The sequence below is a fragment of the Streptomyces guryensis genome, assembly GCF_021261325.1.
Lineage (GTDB): Bacteria > Actinomycetota > Actinomycetes > Streptomycetales > Streptomycetaceae > Streptomyces > Streptomyces guryensis.
This window is the reverse complement of record NZ_JAJSBI010000014.1, coordinates 132,523-150,541: the sequence shown is the minus strand read 5'-3', so window position 1 is coordinate 150,541 and position 18,019 is coordinate 132,523. Positions and strand designations below refer to the sequence as shown.

The 18,019-nt window shown below is 72.7% G+C and carries 17 protein-coding genes; 10 read left to right on the top strand and 7 right to left on the bottom strand.

Annotated features, from left to right (window positions below; all coding sequences use genetic code 11):
- Window positions 1–46 precede the first annotated feature (46 nt).
- Together LJ657_RS26830 and LJ657_RS26825 are read right to left on the bottom strand one after the other, a co-directional pair.
- Complete coding sequence (locus LJ657_RS26830; RefSeq protein WP_232651384.1) at window positions 47–2,053, bottom strand: alkaline phosphatase family protein; 2,007 nt, start codon at window positions 2,051–2,053, stop codon at window positions 47–49.
- A gap of 152 nt (window positions 2,054–2,205) precedes the next feature.
- Window positions 2,206–2,607 carry a hypothetical protein gene (locus tag LJ657_RS26825; protein WP_232651312.1) on the bottom strand — a complete coding sequence of 134 codons (402 nt, stop codon included), beginning with the start codon at window positions 2,605–2,607 and terminating at the stop codon, window positions 2,206–2,208.
- Window positions 2,608–2,690: 83 nt separating this feature from the next.
- Here LJ657_RS26825 and LJ657_RS26820 point away from each other — a divergent pair, with 83 nt between their 5' ends.
- Window positions 2,691–3,464: an MBL fold metallo-hydrolase gene (locus tag LJ657_RS26820; RefSeq protein ID WP_232651311.1), complete on the top strand. Its 774-nt coding sequence runs from the start codon at window positions 2,691–2,693 to the stop codon at window positions 3,462–3,464.
- Window positions 3,461–4,081 carry a DedA family protein gene (locus LJ657_RS26815; protein WP_232651310.1) on the top strand — a complete coding sequence of 207 codons (621 nt, stop codon included), beginning with the start codon at window positions 3,461–3,463 and terminating at the stop codon, window positions 4,079–4,081. Before LJ657_RS26820 ends, LJ657_RS26815 begins: the two co-directional genes overlap by 4 nt.
- A 90-nt stretch (window positions 4,082–4,171) precedes the next feature.
- Here the strand turns inward: LJ657_RS26815 and LJ657_RS26810 are convergent, their stop codons facing one another.
- From LJ657_RS26810 to LJ657_RS26795, 4 genes are all read right to left on the bottom strand, one after another.
- A complete protein-coding gene (locus LJ657_RS26810; RefSeq protein WP_232651309.1) occupies window positions 4,172–5,254 on the bottom strand; it encodes an MBL fold metallo-hydrolase in 1,083 nt (360 codons plus the stop codon).
- Complete coding sequence (locus tag LJ657_RS26805; protein ID WP_232651308.1) at window positions 5,251–6,498, bottom strand: aminotransferase class I/II-fold pyridoxal phosphate-dependent enzyme; 1,248 nt, start codon at window positions 6,496–6,498, stop codon at window positions 5,251–5,253. Before LJ657_RS26805 ends, LJ657_RS26810 begins: the two co-directional genes overlap by 4 nt.
- A 106-nt stretch (window positions 6,499–6,604) precedes the next feature.
- The gene (locus LJ657_RS26800) at window positions 6,605–7,348 is read right to left on the bottom strand and encodes a hypothetical protein (RefSeq protein WP_232651387.1); all 744 of its coding nucleotides are present in this window, start codon (window positions 7,346–7,348) and stop codon (window positions 6,605–6,607) included.
- A gap of 178 nt (window positions 7,349–7,526) precedes the next feature.
- The gene (locus LJ657_RS26795; protein ID WP_232651307.1) at window positions 7,527–8,246 is read right to left on the bottom strand and encodes an ANTAR domain-containing response regulator; all 720 of its coding nucleotides are present in this window, start codon (window positions 8,244–8,246) and stop codon (window positions 7,527–7,529) included.
- 87 nt (window positions 8,247–8,333) lie between these two features.
- Here LJ657_RS26795 and LJ657_RS26790 point away from each other — a divergent pair, with 87 nt between their 5' ends.
- Window positions 8,334–9,467, top strand: coding sequence for a PAS domain-containing protein (locus LJ657_RS26790; RefSeq protein WP_232651306.1), 1,134 nt, complete (start codon window positions 8,334–8,336; stop codon window positions 9,465–9,467).
- Here the strand turns inward: LJ657_RS26790 and LJ657_RS26785 are convergent.
- Window positions 9,448–10,242: an RNA polymerase sigma factor SigF gene (locus tag LJ657_RS26785; RefSeq protein WP_232651305.1), complete on the bottom strand. Its 795-nt coding sequence runs from the start codon at window positions 10,240–10,242 to the stop codon at window positions 9,448–9,450. The two genes, LJ657_RS26790 and LJ657_RS26785, sit on opposite strands and share 20 nt — an antisense overlap.
- A 266-nt stretch (window positions 10,243–10,508) precedes the next feature.
- On the opposite strand from LJ657_RS26785, the gene LJ657_RS26780 reads away from it, so the two are divergent.
- The 7 genes from LJ657_RS26780 (at window position 10,509) to LJ657_RS26750 (ending at window position 18,006) form a co-directional block, all read left to right on the top strand.
- Entirely contained in the window at window positions 10,509–12,302 is a 1,794-nt protein-coding gene (locus LJ657_RS26780) for a thiamine pyrophosphate-requiring protein (RefSeq protein ID WP_232651304.1), read from the top strand.
- Window positions 12,303–12,436: 134 nt separating this feature from the next.
- Complete coding sequence (locus LJ657_RS26775; protein WP_232651303.1) at window positions 12,437–13,366, top strand: LLM class flavin-dependent oxidoreductase; 930 nt, start codon at window positions 12,437–12,439, stop codon at window positions 13,364–13,366.
- Window positions 13,367–13,697: 331 nt separating this feature from the next.
- Window positions 13,698–14,090: a DUF2795 domain-containing protein gene (locus tag LJ657_RS26770; RefSeq protein WP_232651302.1), complete on the top strand. Its 393-nt coding sequence runs from the start codon at window positions 13,698–13,700 to the stop codon at window positions 14,088–14,090.
- 136 nt (window positions 14,091–14,226) lie between these two features.
- Window positions 14,227–14,667, top strand: coding sequence for a CBS domain-containing protein (locus tag LJ657_RS26765; RefSeq protein ID WP_232651301.1), 441 nt, complete (start codon window positions 14,227–14,229; stop codon window positions 14,665–14,667).
- Window positions 14,664–15,377 (top strand): diguanylate cyclase, encoded by a 714-nt coding sequence (locus LJ657_RS26760; RefSeq protein ID WP_232651300.1) that lies wholly within the window; start codon window positions 14,664–14,666, stop codon window positions 15,375–15,377. Before LJ657_RS26765 ends, LJ657_RS26760 begins: the two co-directional genes overlap by 4 nt.
- Complete coding sequence (locus LJ657_RS26755) at window positions 15,359–15,901, top strand: type 1 glutamine amidotransferase domain-containing protein (protein WP_232651299.1); 543 nt, start codon at window positions 15,359–15,361, stop codon at window positions 15,899–15,901. The genes LJ657_RS26760 and LJ657_RS26755 overlap by 19 nt, the downstream gene beginning before the upstream one ends.
- Complete coding sequence (locus tag LJ657_RS26750) at window positions 15,901–18,006, top strand: catalase (RefSeq protein WP_232651298.1); 2,106 nt, start codon at window positions 15,901–15,903, stop codon at window positions 18,004–18,006. Before LJ657_RS26755 ends, LJ657_RS26750 begins: the two co-directional genes overlap by 1 nt.
- The last annotated feature ends 13 nt before the right edge of the window (window positions 18,007–18,019 follow it).

Below are 18,019 nucleotides of genomic sequence, written 5' to 3'. Positions count from 1 at the left end.
GAACACCGGACTCGTTCGCGTACGGCCCCACGGGCGCGGCCGGTTTTCAGGCGGCCCGCTCCTCCTCGCCCTCGTCGGTGACCGGCACCTGAGGACCGTCCGTCTCCCGCAGCCAGCGGCGCAGTACGCGGTGGATGTGCTCGGCACCGGTCAGCTCCTCGCCGTCCTCGACCGGCGCCGAGAAGACGAGCGGGGAGAGCAGGAACGGTCTGCCCTGTGCGCCACCCAGGCCGCCGTGCGAGCCGATCTGTTCCTCGAAGGCGAGGACCTCGCCGTCGGCCGGGTCGTGGAAGGAGTTGACCATGATGTCGGCGGTGTGCGGGAAGGAGTGGGTGCGGCGCACGGCGTCGGCGGCGCCGGGCCCGAACGCCTCCAACGGCCCTGGCTTGTCGTCGAGTTGGTCGAGCGGGATCTCGGCGCCGTACGCGCCCATCACGACCCCGCCGTGCTTCTCGCTGCGGACGAGCAGGAAGCCGACGCCGGGATGGTTGGCGAGGGTGGTCAGCAGCGCGGGATGGCGAGCGTCGATCTCCTCCTTGCTCATCCGGTGCGGCACATCCGGGAAGGAGACCAGGCCGAGGTTGCCGGAGGCCAGCACGAGGGGCTCCGAGCGACGGGTGGGCCGGTGCTGCTCCTCGCCCTCCTCGACGGGCCGGCGCAGCGCCGCGCGCACGGCCGCGCGGGCCTCGGCCCCGCTGTGGGTGCGCTGTGCCCTGCGCGGCACGGGCAGCCCGCAGCCGGCCCGCACCAGGTCGCCCAGGCCGAGGCCGTAGCGGGCACGGAAGGTCTCGCCGGGGCTCTGGCCGTGGTCGGACAGGACGACGATCCGGTACGGCCGCGGGGCGTGCTCGGCGACGTTGGCTATCAGCGCGAGGGCGCGGTCGAGGCGTTCGAGGACCTTCTCCGCGTCCCGGCTCGTCGGCCCGGAGTGGTGCGCCACCTCGTCGTAGGCCACCAGGTCGGCGTAGACGGCGGTGCGTCCGGCGAGCATGTCGCCCATCACCGCGGCGACGACGACGTCCCGTTCGACGACGGTCGCGAAGGCGCGGACGAAGGGGTAGAGGCCGCCGCGTGCGACGCGCGGGCGCTGCTTCCTGACGCGGGCGCGGGTCGACTCGCCTGTCTCACGGCCGACTTCGGCGACGAAGGACATGGCGGTGCGCACCGCGTTGGCCGGGTCGGAGAAGTACGCGAAGTAGCCCGCCCTGGACCGGTTCTCCCGGCCACGGCGACGGGTGGCGATGGACAGCACCAGTGCCTGCTCGTCGGCACCGCCGCTGAAGAGGTTGCCGCGGCTCGCGCCGTCGGCGGTGAGGAGGCCGCCGTCGCCGGTGTGCTCGACGGCCCGGCGCTGGAGTTCGGCGGCGCTGGTCGGCCGGTTGCAGACCATGACCTCGCGGGTGTTCTTCTCGTACCAGCGGAACGCCGGGACGTCGTGGTTGCTGCCGTGCAGGATGCCGAGCTGGCTGGCGCCGGTCTGGCTGGACCAGTCGGTGCGCCAGGGGGTGAGCCGGTGGGTGGAGTCCAGCCACCGGGCGAGGGTGGGCATCACGCCCTTGCCGACCGCCGCGAGGAGTACGTCGTGGCCGACGCCGTCGAGTTGCAGGAAGACCGTGCCGGGGCTGGACGGGCCGGGCGGCAGGCGTCTGCGGCGGCGGTCGGCGAGGCGGTAGAGGCGACGCCGGTACGCGTCGTCGTCGCGCACGGCCAGGGCGGCGCCGGTCGCGGAGGCCACGGCGGACATCACGGCGGCCACGACCACGGCCGTCTCCGGGGCCGCCTCGGCGCTGCTGGACGGGTTGAGCCGCAGCGCCACCAGCAGCAGGGACCCGTTCAGGACGAAGACGAGCAGTCCCAGCACCAGCGCCGGGATGAGCAGCAACAGCCGTACGAGCAGCGGCCAGACCAGGGCCGACAGCACACCGAAGGCCCCGGCGCCGAACGCGGCGGTGACGGCGATGTGCGTGGCGCTCTCGCCGTCGGCGGACTGGAGGCGGAAGTCCGGCAGGATCCCGGCGAGCACGAGCATGGTGACCGTGGAGACCGCCCACACCGCGACGCTCCGCCCCGTCTGACTGGCGACCCGCCGCCAACGCACGCCACGCACGCCCAGCCCACCTCACGTCCTGGCCCGTCGTCGGTGCGGGCCTGTACTTCAGACTGTCACACGGGTCGGACAATGCGGTCCGTGGCCGGGAGCGGGGCTCAGCGCCCGTCGTATCCGGCCGTCGGCATCGACAGACGGCGGTGCACCCGGGCTTTCATCTGGGCGTCGTAGCAGGGTTCCGCGAACCCCACCGTCTCCACCCGGACCCCTCGCCGGGCGCACTCCGCGGTGAACTCCTCGACGGACGACAGCGCGCTCTCCAGCACCCGGCGGCTGGGGGCCACGAACAGATCGATCCCGGGCCGGACGCCGTCCCACAGCACACAGTGGTCGGCCCGCAGTCCCCGCACCAGCAGCTCCCGGCTGACGATGTAGCCCCGCTCGGCGGCCCAGCGGGCGCACATCGCGTGCTGGCTGCGCGAGTCCACCAGGAAGGGATCGGCGTCCAGCTCCTCCAACGGCGTCAGACTCGCGATCGCCGTGACCCGCACCGGTCCCATGGCGTCCCCCTCACCTCCGGGTTTCGGCGCCGACCCTACTCCTGCCCGTAGGCTTCGGGGAGTCGCGCGAAGGAGGCAAAGAGGTGCCGGTGGAGATCACCTGGTGGGGTCACGCGACCTGTACCGTCGCGGACTCGGGCGTACGGCTGCTCACCGACCCCCTCTTCGCCCGCCGCCTCGCCCATCTCCGCCGCCGTCGCGGCGAGCTGCCGCCCCCCGCCGCCTGGCGCGCCGACGTGGCGCTGGTGTCGCATCTGCACGCCGACCACCTGCACGTTCCGTCACTGGAGCGGCTCGCCGAGGGCACGCGTCTGCTGGTGCCCCGGGGCGCACTCCGGGCCGTGCCGGGGCTGCGCCGGCTCAGCCACCTCACGGTGAGCGAGGTGGCGCCCGGGGACCGGGTGACGGTCGGTGAGGTGGGTGTACGGGCCGTTTCCGCACGGCACGACGGGCGGCGGCTGCCGCTCGGACCGCATCGCTCCCCCGCTCTCGGCTATGTCATCGAGGGCGAGGCACGGACGTACTTCGCCGGGGACACCGGGCTGTTCGACGCGATGGCGCAGGAGGTCGGGCGGGTCGATGTGGCGTTGCTGCCGGTGGGCGGCTGGGGGCCGTACCTCGGCACGGGACATCTGGACGCCGGGCGGGCGGCCCAGGCACTGGCCCGGCTGGCGCCGCGCAGTGCGGTGCCGGTGCACTACGGCACGTACTGGCCGATCGGGATGGACGCCGTGCGCCCCCATGAATTCCACGCGCCCGGCGACGAGTTCGTGCGCCTCGCGGCGGAGCACGCGCCGGAGGTCGCGGTGCACCGGCTCGGGCACGGGGAGAGTGTGCGCCTGGAGGTCGCGCGGTGACGTGGCTTGCCGCCACGGCGGCGATCGTGCCTCCGGAGTCGACCCAGCGGGCGATCGGCTATCCGTCGCTGTTCCTGCTGGTGCTCTTCGGGGCGCTGGTGCCGGTGATTCCCACGGGGGCGCTGGTGAGTTCGGCGGCCGTGGTCGCCTTTCACCAGACGGCGCCGTTCGCGTTGGCGCTGGTGTTCGTGACGGCTTCGCTGGCCGCGTTCCTCGGGGACGCGGCGCTGTACTGGCTGGGGCGGCGCGGGATGGGGTCGAAGAACGGGTCGCGGTGGCTGGAGGCGATTCGGGCTCGGGCGCCGGAGGAGCGGCTTGCGCAGGCGCAGGGGAAGTTGGCCGAGCACGGGGTTGCCGTGCTGGTGCTGTCCCGGCTGGTGCCGGCCGGGCGTATTCCGGTGATGTTGGCTTGCCTTGTGGCCGAGTGGCCGTTGCGGCGGTTTGCACGGGGCAACTTGCCGGCGTGCCTGGCTTGGGCTGCGACGTACCAAGTGATTGGGATTCTGGGTGGTTCCCTGTTCCCGGAACCTTGGCAAGGCGTGGTGGCTGCGGTTGCGTTGACCGTGGTCATCAGCGTGGTGCCGAGTGTGTGGAAACGGGTTCGATCTGCCGGGTGACGGTGTGTTGCGGGGCGCGGGTGCGTTGTGGTTTCTCGCGCTCACGCGGCGGAGCCGCATGTCGACACAGCCCCGCGCCCCTTCAGGGCGCTACAGGACCCGGGAGGCTCCTACCGGGAGGTCCCAGAGGTCATCGCGGGCCAAGCCTGCCTTCTGCCAGGCCGTACGCACCCGTGTGAGCGGTTCGAGTACCGGTTCCGCCGACAGTACGAACGTGCCCCAGTGCATAGGGGCCATCCTTTGCGCGCCCACGTCCTGGGCTGCGCGGACCGCCTCCTCCGGGTCGCAGTGGACGTCGCTGAGCCACCAGCGGGGGTCGTAGGCGCCGATCGGAAGCAGGGCCAGGTCGATGCCCGGGTAGCGCTCGCCGATCCGCGTGAACCAGTGGCCGTATCCCGTGTCACCCGCGAAATAGACGCGTTGGCCGTCTGGGGCCGTCACCACCCAGCCGCCCCACAAGGAGTGGCAGGCGTCGGTGAGGGTGCGCTTGGACCAGTGGTGGGCGGGGACGAAGTCGAAGCGGACGCCGTTCAGTTCGGCCGCTTCCCACCAGTCGAGTTCGGTGACGTTGGTGAAGCGGCGGCGGTGGAACCAGCGGGCGAGGCCCGCCGGGACGAACACCGGGGTGGTGCGCGGGAGCCGGCGCAGGGTGGGGGCGTCCATGTGGTCGTAGTGGTTGTGGCTGATGACGACCGCGTCGATGGGCGGCAGGGACTCCCAGGGGACTCCGACCGGGGTGATGCGCGCGGGGGTGCCGAGGATGCGGCGGGACCAGACCGGGTCGGTGAGGACGGTCAGGCCGCCGATCCGGACGACCCAACTGGCGTGTCCCGCCCAGGAGACGGCGACGGTGCGGGCGTCGACACGGGGCAGCGGGGCGGGCGCGAAGGGAAGTTTGGGGATGTCGGCCAGGCCTTCGCGTCCGGGACGGATGGAGCCCTCGCGGGCGAAGCGGGCCATGGCTTTCAGGCCGGGCAGCGGGGCGGTCAGGCGGCCGTGGAAGGTACGAGGCCACACCCGGCGTTCGCCCAGCGGGCGCGGTTCGGCGAGCGGGCGGGGTTCGGCGAGCGGCGGAAGGATGGGCGCGAACCCTGGCCCGGATGCCGTCTCGTCGGCGTCCCGGGTGGTCGTACCCGTGCTCGTGGTGGTGGTCGACTCGGACTGCTGCGTCATCGAGGAGGCTCCCATCGCTGAGCGTCGTCGCGGAGATCGTCGAAGACCGACTTCACATGGCTCAACGCGCGTTGCACGTGTGGCAGTTCCAACGGCGAGGGTGATGTGAGACATTCCGCGCGTTCCTCGTCCGTACGGCCCAGCAGCGGGCCGGTGGACAGGCGGACGCGCAGGGCGCCGAGTTCGTCGCCGAAGCGGTGGCCGCCCGGTGCGGGCATGCCGAGCCGGGCAGCGAGGAAGTCCTCCAGTTCCTGTGCGTCGCCGACACCGTGCGCCGACAGCGCGGAGCGCAGGGGGCCGAGGTCGGCGTAGAGGTGGCGGCCGGCCTGCGGGGGACGGGACAGGGTGCCCGCGGCGACGAGCGCCCCGTGGACGGCGGCGGCCACGCGCGCGTGCAGGCGCACGGTGGCGGCCATGCGCGCGGTGACGGGCTCCGGCTCCCCCAGTGCGTAGGCGGCCGGGGCGGCGACGGGGCCCGCGATCCGGGCGCCCAGCGCGGTGAGCACGTCGAGCACGCGCGCGTGGAGGTCACGGCCCGTCCCGCCCGCCGGAACGCGGGCCACCGCGGCCGGCCAGCCGGGGGGCAGCAGCGCGCCGGCCAGGTCGGTGACGACGGTGACGTGGTCGGGCAGCATCTCGGCGGGGCTGAGGAGCACTGTGTCGGGCGGGGCGTGCAGGGTGTCGCGCCAGGTCTCGTCGCTGACGAGGTGCAGCCCCTCCCCCGCGGCGGCCTCGACGCACTCGTGCAGGAGTTCGGGCGGGGCGACGGTGGCGGTGGGGTCGTCGGCGACCGACAGCACGAGCAGCCGCGGGTCACCGCCCTCGCCGCGCACCCTGCGCACGGTCTCCAGGAGGGCGTAAGGATCCGGCACGCCGCCGCACTCGGCCGGCGTCGCCACATGGAAGACGGGTCTGCCCAACAGGCGTGCGTACGGCGCCCACCAGGCCGCGCAGGGCCTCGGCACCAGGACGTCGCCGCCGACCGCGGCGGTCAGCGCGAGCAGCAGGGCGGGGGCGCCGGGGCCGGCGGCCACGCGTTCCGGTGCGGCGGGCAGGCCGCGCCGCTCCCAGTAGCCGCAGGCGGCCTCCTTCAGCTCGGGTCCGCCGCCGATGGGCTCCCCGTCGGCCCGTGCGGCGGCCGCGGCGAGCACGGCGGTGAGTTCGGGTGGTACGGGCAGGCCGTCCCCCGGCAGCGGTGGGCCGTAGCGGACGGGTCCGTGGCCTTCCGGGTCCGTCCGCCGCATGCGTACCTCCGCGCAGTCCCTGTGGGTGTCCGTCGCCGTGCTCCGAGTACCCAGGGTGCCGCTGCCGCATCGGAGTGCGCACGGGTTTCACCGGTCGCCCGGCGGGTCAGCGGTCCCAGGCGGGACCCTTGGGCCACAGCCGGTAGGCGGCTGCGCTCATCGCACCGACGATCAGGAGGCCGCCGGCGACGAGGGCGGGCACGGAGTCGGAGAAGGTGCCGCCCGCACCGGCCTGCACACCGTGCTGCATGCCGTTCTGCATGCCGTGGTCCATCCCGTTCTGCATCCCCGCGCCGCCGCAGGAGTCGGCGTCCGGCTCGGTGCAGGGCCGGCCTTGGTCATGGCCGCCGCCATCGCCCACATCGCCGCCGCCGACACCACCTCCGCCTCCGCCGCCGCCGACACCACCTCCGCCTCCGCCTCCGCCCAGATCGGCGCCCCCGCCGCCACCGTTGTCACCGCGTCCGGCGCCGCCACCGCCTCCGTCGTCGCCACGCCCGCCGCCACTGCTGTCGCCGGCCACCCCACCGTCGCTCCCGGCGACACCATCGCTGCCGTCGCCGCGGTTCACGCGGGAAGCCGCGCTCCACGCCTCGCTCTTGGCGCCGGGGGCCGTCGCGCAGGTGCCGTCGACGGTCGCGGAGTGTGCCCTCCCCGCGTTGGCCTGCGGGATGGTGGCGGGCGGCGGTCCGCCGGGTGATTCGCAGGCGACCGAGACGGTGACGCTGCCGCCCGGGGAGGCGCTGCTCGGGCCGGCCTCCGCGGCCGAGTCCGCGTAAGCGGCGGAGGCGAAGCCGAGCGTGGCACCGGCCAGGGCCGCGACGGACAGGACACGGGCGGTGCGAGGCATGGGGAGGGCTCCTTCGACGGGTGTGTTCTCAGGAGCACGGAGTCGTGCCCCATAGCCCATCTCAGCCCGCCCGGCGGTCAGGCGCGCGCGGCCGGGCCCCATTCGCGCTACGGAGACCGCCGAGCGGGTGACACGGCCCGCCCCTCGCCCAGGTGTCAGGACCTCGGTCCACCGGCCCTCAGTTCAGCAGCGCGGCCAGGTCCCTCTCCAGGCCGCGCCCCCGCCGTGCGACCACCACCGCCGCCACATCGGACAGCTTGCGGTTGCCGCCCTGCGAGATGCGGCGCAGCACCCCGAACGCGGCGTCCGCGTCGCAGCCCAGCACGTGCATGACGATGCCGCAGGCCTGGTCGACGACGGGACGGGAGCGCAGGGCGGTGCCGAGCTGGTCGAGTTCGGTGAGTGCGGCGCGGTAGGAGCGGTCGCGGACCAGGCATGTCATGGCGAAGTCGCCGAGCGCCCGGGCGGGCCCGTGCGGAACGTCCTCCAGGGCGCCGGGCCGGAAGCTGTAGAGGCTGAGCGTCACCGCCAGGCCGGAACGCCGGAAGGGCAGTGTGACGCTGGAGCGCACCCCGGAGTCGAGCGCCAGGGCGCGGTAGTCGGGCCAGCGGTCCTCGCTCAGCAGGTCGGAGCAGCGGGCGGGCTCGCCGCGTTCGAGGGCTGCCGGGATGGGGCCGTCGCCGGAGCGGAGTTGCACGGCGACGAGCGGGGCGAGATCGGGATGGGTGACGGCCGCGGGCCGTTCGCTGCCGCCCTCGGCCACCATTCCGCTCGCTCCGCAGCACTCGACGGTGCAGCGCGCGGCCTCCTCGACCAGTTCCGACAGCCGCCGCCCCGGGAGAACGGGCTCGGCCGACTCCGTGTCCCAACGGCGGGTGTGATGCCCGGTGTCCGGCATGGTGCACTCCTCCTCTCCCCGCGCACCTTCCCCTTCGCCCGGTCCGAAAACGGTGGTCCCGAACGGGAGTCGCGCTACGTTCCTCGCATGACGCAGACGGACGAGTTCGGTGAAGACCTCGCGGATTTTGTACGCCGCGTCGCGGAGTTGAAGACGGCGAGATCCGTGTCGGGCCGGGATCTGCCCACGGTGCTGGACGCGGCGATCTTCGAACTCGACCATGTCGCCGACCAGTTGTGGCCCCGGTACGAGCGGCTGACGACGGCGGGCCCGCCGCGCGCCGGCGCCTCGGCGGAGCACCAGGAGCAGCATCTGCTGCGCACCGTGTTCCAGCGCCTGCCGCTCCCGGTGGCGCTGATCGACAAGGAGACGGTGGTGCGGCGGCTGAACGGCGCGGCGACCGCCTTCACCGGCGCGCGGGCCGGTTATGCGACGGGCCGCCCGCTGACCGGACTGCTCGCCCACGCCGACCGGGCCGCGTTCCGCTCCCAGGCCGCGGCGGTGGCCCGCGGCGAGGGCGACCGCAGCCTCACCGTCCACCTCCAGCAGCAGCCGTCCGTCCCGGTGCGCGCGACGCTGGCAGCCGTACGCCCGAGCGGCGAGCCGCGCACGACGGTCCTGGTGGTCCTCCAGCCCGGCGGGCCCAGCGGCCCCGCCGTGCCGGCGGACCCCCCGGCGGGGCCGGTGCCGGACCTCGCCGAGACCACCCGGCACGCGGCCGTGATGGACCTCCTGGACGCGATGACCACGGCCCTGCTGACCACGGACCGGCAGGGCGTCCCGGAGGCGGCGGCGCGGGTGCTGCACGGCAGGTTCGCCGACTGGGTGATCGTCGACGCGGGGACGGACGGACTGTCCCGCAGGGCCGTGCTGGCCCCGCCGGACGGGAACACGGTCGCGCTCGAAGCGCAGGATCCGACCGACTGCCCCCTCGTCGTCGAGACGGCCCGGACCGGGTCCCCGGCGCTGCAGATCCGTCCGCCGGACCCGGATGCCTTCGGCCGGACCGCGGCGGACGGCGGTGGCCCCGTCGGCGCCCCCGTCCTCGTACAGGCGGACGTCACCTCACTGCTGTGCGTGCCGCTGACGGACGGAGACGTCGTGCGGGGCGTGCTCACGCTGTTCCGCTGCGGGCCCCGCCTGGCGTTCTCGATGGCGGAGGCGCAGGTGGTGGACATGATGTCCCGCCATCTTGCTCTGGTTATGCGGCCTCACGCATGATCTGGTCCCGCACCCGCGTGCAGCTCCGGCTGATCAGCCGGGACACATGCATCTGGGAGATCCCGAGCTGCTCGGCGATCCGGCTCTGTGTCATGTCGCCGAAGAACCGCATGTAGAGGATGGCCCGCTCCCGCTCGGGCAGCGCGGCCAGCCGGGGCTTGACGGACTCGCGGTCCACGACGGTGTCCAGCGCGGGGTCGGGCGAGCCGAGGGCGTCGCTCAGCGAGTAGCCGTCCTCACTGCCGGGCAGTTCGGCGTCGAGCGAGAGCGCGGTGAAGCTCTCCAGCGCCTCCAGCCCCACCAGGACGTCCTCCTGGCTCATGTTGGCGTGCTCGGCGATCTCCGCGACGGTGGGCCTGCGGCCCGGGATGGTCTGCGAGAGGTCCTGGCTGGCGAACCGGACGCGGTTGCGCAGGTCCTGCACCCGGCGCGGAACGTGCAGGGTCCACATGTGGTCGCGGAAGTGCCGTTTGATCTCGCCGGTGATGGTGGGCACGGCGTAGCTTTCGAACGCGTTGCCGAGTTCGGGGTCGTACCGGTCGACGGCCTTGACCAGGCCGAGAGCCGCCACCTGCCGCAGGTCCTCGAAGCTCTCGCCGCGGCTGCGGAAGCGTCCCGCGAGGCGGTCGGCCATCGGCAGCCAGGCCTCGACCACCTGCTCGCGCAGCGTGTCGCGCTGCTGGCCCGCGGGGAGCTTGGCGAGTTTACGGAAGGCGTCGGCGGTGTCGGGGGCGTCGTCGTGCGGGTGGTGCTTCGCGCTCACTTTGGTGGGCATGGTGCGTCGCAACTCCCTTGAAGGTGCTCTGGGGTGGACGGTCACCGTGGGAGTGCGGCCGCGCGCTCGGGACAGGCGGGGCCCGGGCGGCTCTGGGGCCTTCCCACGGGCGTGCCTCCTGTCCGAAGCACTGGAACTGCGCCTGCCCCGGCCCCTGGGCGGCAAACACCCTCGCCTGCCCGGACAATGTTTTCCGGAGGCCCACCGGGTGACTCGGCCCGCAGAGGACTGCTGCCCGATCACGTCAAGGCCCGGGAGGTCGACACATGAGCACCAAGGTCTCCGACCACATTCTGCAGCGACTGCGCGAGTGGGGTGTGGACCATGTCTTCGGCTACCCAGGAGACGGCATCAACGGCCTGCTGGCCGCCTGGGGCCGCGCCGAGAACAAGCCTCGTTTCGTCCAGTCCCGGCACGAGGAGATGTCCGCGTTCGAGGCGGTCGGCTACGCCAAGTTCAGCGGCCGTCTCGGAGTGTGCGCGGCGACCTCGGGGCCCGGAGCGATCCACCTGCTCAACGGCCTCTACGACGCCAAGCTCGACCATGTGCCGGTGCTTGCGATCGTCGGCCAGACGCACCGCACGGCGATGGGCGGCTCGTACCAGCAGGAGGTCGATCTGCACACCCTGTTCAAGGACGTCGCCTCGGACTTCATCGAGACGGTGACGGTCCCCGAGCAGCTGCCCAACGTCATCGACCGCGCGATCCGCACCGCGTACGCCCGCCGCGCCCCCACCGCGATCATCGTCCCGGGGGACGTCCAGGAGCTCGACTACTCCCCGCCCACGCACGAGTTCAAGATGGTGCCCTCCAGCCTGGGCCGCTCCACCTGGACGGCGGTCCCGTCCGAGGAGTCCGTCCAGCAGGCGGCAGAGATCCTCAACTCCGGTGACAAGGTGGCGATCCTGGTCGGTCAGGGCGCCGCAGGGGCGCGCGCCGAGGTGGAGCAGATCGCCGGGCTGCTGAAGGCCGGCGTGGCCAAGGCGCTGCTCGGCAAGGACGTCCTCAGCGACGAACTCCCCTACGTCACCGGCTCGATCGGCCTGCTGGGCACGCGCCCGTCGTACGAGCTGATGCGGGACTGCGACACCCTGCTGACCATCGGTTCGTCCTTCCCGTACACGCAGTTCATGCCGGACTTCGGCAAGGCGCGCGGGGTGCAGATCGACATCGATCCGCACATGGTCGGGATGCGTTACCCGTACGAGGTGAATCTCGTGGGCGACGCGAAGGCGACCCTTCAGGCGCTGATCCCGCTGCTCAGTGAGGACCGCGGGCGCGAGTGGCACGATCAGGTGTGCGCGAACGTGACGCGCTGGCGCGAGGTGATGGGGCGGCGGGCGGAGCTGTCGGCCGATCCGATCAACCCGGAGTACGTCGTCCATGCGCTGGACGCACTGTTGCCGGCCGACGCGATCGTCAGTTCCGACTCGGGTTCGGCGGCCAACTGGTACGCACGGCACCTGACGATGAAGCCGGGGATGCGCTCCTCGCTGTCCGGCACGCTCGCGACGATGGGCTGCGGGGTGCCGTACGCGATCGGTGCGAAGTTCGCGCATCCGGACCGGCCCGCGATCGCGCTGGTCGGGGACGGTGCGATGCAGATGAACGGCATGGCGGAGCTGATCACCGCCGCCAAGTACCGGGACCTGTGGGAGGATCCGCGGCTTGTCATCGCCGTGTTCAACAACCACGATCTCAACCAGGTCACCTGGGAGATGCGGGCCATGGAGGGCGCTCCGTCCTTCCTGCCCTCGCAGGAGATCCCGGACGTGCAGTACGCGGCGTTCGCCCGTTCGCTGGGTCTGACCGGCATCCGGGTGGAGAAGCCGGAGGACGTCGAGGCGGGCTGGCGGGCCGGTCTGGAGGCGGACGGCCCCGCGGTGATCGAGTTCCTGACGGACCCCGCGGTCCCGCCGATCCCGCCGCACGCCACCTGGGAGCAGATGGAGGCGACCGCCGCCTCGATCCTGAAGGGCGACGCGGACCGCGGCTCCATGATCAAGCAGGGGCTGAAGGCGAAGGTGCAGGAGTTCCTGCCGGGGCGGGAGAAGCACTAGCCCGTACCGCGTTGACGCCTGGGGCCGGCACGAAGCGCGCGGCCCGAGCATGGGGCCGTTCCTTGTCCGACACCCCGGACTCCGCTGCTGGAAACGCCGTTGATCGGCATGTCACCAGCACATAGGTTCCGAGGATGACGAACGTACGGATCGGTGTGATGTACGACCGCGACTGGGCGCCGGAGGAACTGCCCGGGTTCGCGCGGCGGGCCGAGGCTCTCGGCGTGGACGACCTGTGGGTGGTCGAGGACCTCGGGTGGAACGGCGGGGTGTCGGCGGCGGCCGTGGCGCTGGGCGCGACCGAACGCATCCGGGTGGGCCTCGGCATCGCGCCTGCCCCGCTGCGCAGCCCGGCGCTGCTGGCGATGGAACTGGCCACGCTGGCACGGGTGTTCCCGGGGCGGCTGGTGGCCGGGATAGGCCACGGGGTGCGGGAGTGGATGGCACAGGTGGGCGTCGCGCCGCGCTCGCCGCTCGCTCTGCTGGAGGAGACGGTCACCGCGGTGCGCACCCTGCTGCGCGGGGGGCGGGTGGAGCTGGCGGGTCGTGAAGTCCGTCTGGACGGCGTCCGGTTGGTGCATCCACCGGCCGAGGTGCCGCCGGTGGTCGCGGGCGTCGTACGCCCCCGTTCGCTCGAACTGTCCGGCCGGGTCGCGGACGGCACCGTGATCACCGAGGGCCACGGCCCCGGCGATCTGGAGAACGCCCGTGCGCTGACGGCCAAGGGCGGCGCCTCGCCCGGGCACACCCTGACGGTGCTCGCCTTCGCCTCCGTCGGTGACGACGCCGACGAGGTGGCCCGCGCCCTGCACCCGCACATCGAAGGTCACGCCGCCTGGCTCGGCCGCCCGCGGGACGAGGTGTTCACCGTCGCCGGACCCGCCTCCCAGGCCGCCCAGCGGATCGGCGAACTCGCGGCAGCCGGTGCGGACACCGTCGTCCTGCGGATCGCCGGCGCCGAGCCGCTGCGGCAGCTGGAGGCCCTGCTGGAGGCGGCCGGGCCGAGGGTCAGCGCGGAGGGTGCGGGGACGGGTGGCGGCGGCGGTTCCGGCGCGCGGGCCTGAACGCGTTCGTTCCTGAAGCAACCATGCGGACCGGGCGCCGCGGGCCCTGTAGGACCGGGAGTGGCACTGTCGCGCCGAGTGGGCCGACCGGGGCGTCATCGCCCGGGTCGGCCTTCTTGACGGGTAGCAGAAGCTCCTCGTAACGGCCGAGTGCGAGCACCATGCCGAGCATGAGAAGCGGGATGATCACGGCAAGCAGTGCCATGGCCGTTTCCTCCCCGAGGATGTGCGTGGAGGGCTGGTGACGGGTTCCCGGCTTTCGGGGCGCAAACCCTGTGTCGGCCTCCGGTCCGCGGGTACGCGGTGGTCCCCCGAAGATCTGGAGGGAATCATGCAGCGAGGCAGTGACCGGCTGAGCGTCCACCGTGACGAAGAGATGAAGCACGAACTTCAGGGTCTGCTCCGGTCCGGGCACCCCACGCGGACCGAGGAATGGCACGACCCGGAGCCCACCGCCGACGACGACCCGGAGGTCGCGGGCGGTCCGATCGCACCGGGACGCTCCCGCGCGTCCCTGGCGGCGGTCCGGACGGAACTGGCCCGGCACCTGAACCGCCACGTGTTCCCCGCCGGCCCTCGCGAACTCGCCCACGCGCTGCGCCGGGCGTATGCGCCCGACGCCCTGATCGACCCGGTGGAGCGGCTGCCCCGCGCGGCGCGCTATGCCACCGTCCAGGAGCTGGCGGAGGCCCTCGCCGGGACTGGGCGGGAGCGACGGACGTAGACCGGCACGGCCGGATCCTGCGCCTTGCCGAGGTACGGGGTCCGCCGGGACGCATGGGCCCCCGGCGCAGGGGTACTGCGGGCGGCGTCACGCCGCCGACGGCCGGGAGCCGGGAACGGAGGAAGGACCCACAGTGATGGCAGTGATCGCTGATTTCGTCAGGGAGGTCATGACGCCGGGCGTGGTCGCCGTCCGCCCGGACGCGTCACTCGTCGAGGCGGCGCAGCTCATGCGGTCGCAGGGCATCGGTGACGTGCTGGTGGCCGACGGGCAGCAGGTCGTGGGGGTGCTCACCGATCGTGACATCACCGTGCGGGCGGTGGCGGACGGCGCCGATCCGCTGACGGTGAGCGCGCAGTCCGTGTGCACGGCGGATCCGGTGCTGGTCGGCCCGGACGATCCCGTCCCGGCCGCCGTGGCGCTGATGCGCGCGCACGCCGTCCGCCGGCTGCCGGTCGTGGAGGACGGGCTCCCGGTCGGGATGGTGAGCCTCGGTGATCTGGCCACGGTGCAGGACCCGGACTCGGCGCTCGCCGAGATCAGCCGTGCCGTGCCGGACGGCCGGGGCACCGTATGAGCGGGGACCAGGCCGCCGAGACCAGTGCGACCGGCGTCAAGGTCGACGTCGGTGATGTGACCACCCGGCATCTGCTGTACGGGCTGCTGCCCGGCTGGATCGTGCCCGGTCTCGCCGACCGGGTGATGCACCGGCGCAGCCGCATCGAGGACACGGCGGGCAGCAAGGAGTCGCTGATCCTCCCCCACTGCCTTGAGGGCGCGGGAGGTGCCCCCACGTCGATGATGACCGAGGTGGGCATCCCCATCGCGCTGATCTTGCGCCACGAGGTCAACCCGCTGCTCCTGACGGTGCAGTTGGGGGGCGCGGCGGTGCACGAGGCGGCCCCGCTGTGGGATGTCCGTACGGCGGTGGAGAGCGACCGTGAGATCACGCCACTGGAGCAGCACATCCACAGCTTCCTGGAGGCGCTGCCCTACGGCGCGCTGTCCGCGCTGATGTGTCTGCACGCGGACCAGGTCAAGAGCCTGCTCCGCGGCGGCCGAAGCGGCGGCGACGCCTGGCGTCCGGGGCCGCGCCGCCGCCCGCTGTCCCTCGGCTGTCTCGCGGACATCGCCGCCGCGATCGCCGCCTGTGTGGTGCTGCCGCACGGCGAGGAACTCGTGCGCTGTGTGCGCGCGGGCCGCCGCGACAAGAAGCGCGCCACGACCGACGAGGCCGACTGGCGTGCTGTGAAAGGAGTTGAACCCTCATGCGTATCGCATTCCTGACCGCACCCGAGGGCGTGGAGCAGATCGAGCTCACCGAACCGTGGCAGGCGGCGAAGGACGCCGGCCACGAGCCCGTGCTGGTGTCGACGAAGTCCGGTGAGATCCAGGCGTTCGATCACCTCGACAAGGCGGACACCTTCCCGGTGGACGAGGTCGTGGGCGAGACGTCGGCCGGCTCCTTCGGCGGGCTGGTCCTGCCGGGCGGCGTGGCCAACCCCGACTTCCTCCGCATGGACGAGAAGGCGGTCGCGTTCGTACGGGACTTCTTCGACCGGGGCCGGCCCGTCGCCGCGATCTGCCACGCCCCGTGGACGCTGGTCGAGGCGGACGTCGTACGGGGCCGTGAGCTGACCTCCTGGCCGAGCCTGCAGACCGACATCCGCAACGCGGGCGGCACCTGGGTCGACGAGCAGGTGAAGATCGACGACAACGGCGCCGGCAAGCTGGTCACCAGCCGCAAGCCGGACGACCTGAAGGCGTTCTGCGACGCCTTCCTGCATGTGTTCGCAGAGGGGGCCGGCTGATGGGCTCCCCCGCCGACCGGAAGCAGCAGCAGCGCGAGTCCTTCCACGCCGACGACCCGGCGGGCGGGCCGCTCACCACCGACCAGGGCGTCGAGGTCGACCACACCGACGACTCGCTGGCCGCAGGCGAGCGCGGTCCGACCCTGATGGAGGACTTCCACTTCCGCGAGAAGCTGACCCACTTCGACCACGAACGGATCCCGGAGCGGGTGGTGCACGCGCGGGGCGCGGGCGCGTACGGCTACTTCGAACCGTACGAGTCCTGCGCGGAGTTCACGCGCGCCGCCTTCCTGCAGGACCCCGCCGTGCAGACGCCGGTCTTCGTCCGGTTCTCGACGGTGCAGGGGCCGCGCGGCTCGGCGGACACCGTGCGGGACGTACGAGGCTTCGCTACCAAGTTCTACACGTCGGAGGGCAATTACGACCTGGTCGGGAACAACTTCCCGGTCTTCTTCATCCAGGACGGCATCAAGTTCCCCGACTTCGTGCACGCGGTGAAGCCGGAGCCGCACAACGACATCCCGACGGGCGCCTCCGCGCACGACACCCTGTGGGACTTCGTGTCGCTGCAGCCGGAGACGCTGCACGCGATCATGTGGCTGATGTCGGACCGGGCGATCCCGCGCAGCTACCGCATGATGCAGGGCTTCGGCGTGCACACCTTCCGGTTCGTGAACGCCGACGGGCGCGGCACCTTCGTGAAGTTCCACTGGAAGCCGAAGCTGGGCGTGCACTCGCTGGTGTGGGACGAGGCACAAGAGTGCCAGGGACGCGACCCGGACTTCAACCGGCGTGACCTGTGGGACGCGATCGAGGCGGGCGAGTACCCGGAGTGGGAGCTGGGCGTCCAACTCGTGCCGGAGGAGGACGAGTTCGCCTTCGACTTCGACCTGCTGGACGCGACGAAGATCATCCCGGAGGAGCAGGTGCCGGTCCGTCCGATCGGCCGGATGGTCCTCAACCGCAACCCGGAGAACTTCTTCGCGGAGACGGAGCAGGTCGCCTTCCACACCGGCAACGTGGTCCCCGGCATCGACTTCACCAACGACCCGCTGCTCCAGGCGCGCAACTTCTCCTATCTGGACACCCAGTTGATCCGGCTCGGCGGCCCCAACTTCGCGCAGATCCCGGTCAACCGGCCGGTGGCACCCGTGCGCACCAACCAGCGCGACGGCTACCACCAGAGCGCGATCCACCGGGGCACGAACTACTTCCCGAACTCCCTCGGCGGCGGCTGCCCGGCCCACGCCGGGGTGGACGCGAACGCCTACACGCACTATGCGGAACGCGTCGACGGCGCCAAGATCCGCAAGCGCAGCGAGAGCTTCAAGGACCACTACAGCCAGCCCGCGATGTTCTTCCACAGCATGGCGGACTGGGAGAAGCAGCACATCGTGGCGGCCTTCCGGTTCGAGCTCGGCAAGGTCGACGCGATGACGGTCCGCGCCCGCACGGTCGAGCAACTGGCCAAGGTGGACGGGGGGTTGGCGAGCGAGGTGGCGCGCGGCATCGGGGTGCCGGAGCCGGACGGCGCCGAGCCGGGGACGTACAAGCTCGCCTCGCCCGCACTCAGCATCGAGTCACTGCGCGGCGACGGCTCGATCCGCACCCGGCAGATCGCGGTCCTCGTCACCGACGGCGTGGACGCCGAGCAGGTGGCCTCCGTACGGGAGGCGCTGGCGGCCGAGGGCGCGATCGTCGAGGCGCTGGCGCCGACGGACGGCACGGTCACCGGTACCGACGGTGCCTCGTACACCGTCGACCGCGCCCTGCCGACCGTCGCCTCCGTGCTGTACGACGCGGTCCTGCTGCCCGGCGGGCCGGACGGAACGCCGCCCGCGGCCACGGACCCGGACGCGCTGCGCTTCGTGCGGGACGCCTACCGGCACGGCAAGCCGGTGGGCGCGCTCGGCTCGGGCGTGGGCGTCCTGTCGGCCCTGGAACCCGACGGCCTGCGGCTGTCCACCGGGTCCGGGCACACGGTGTCCGACCGGGGCGTGGTGACGGACACGTCACCGGGCACCGCGGACACCGAGTTCGTACGGGCGTTCGTCGATGCGATGGCGGCGCACCGGCATTGGGATCGGCCGCCGGTACGCCACTGAGCAGGCGCCGTGG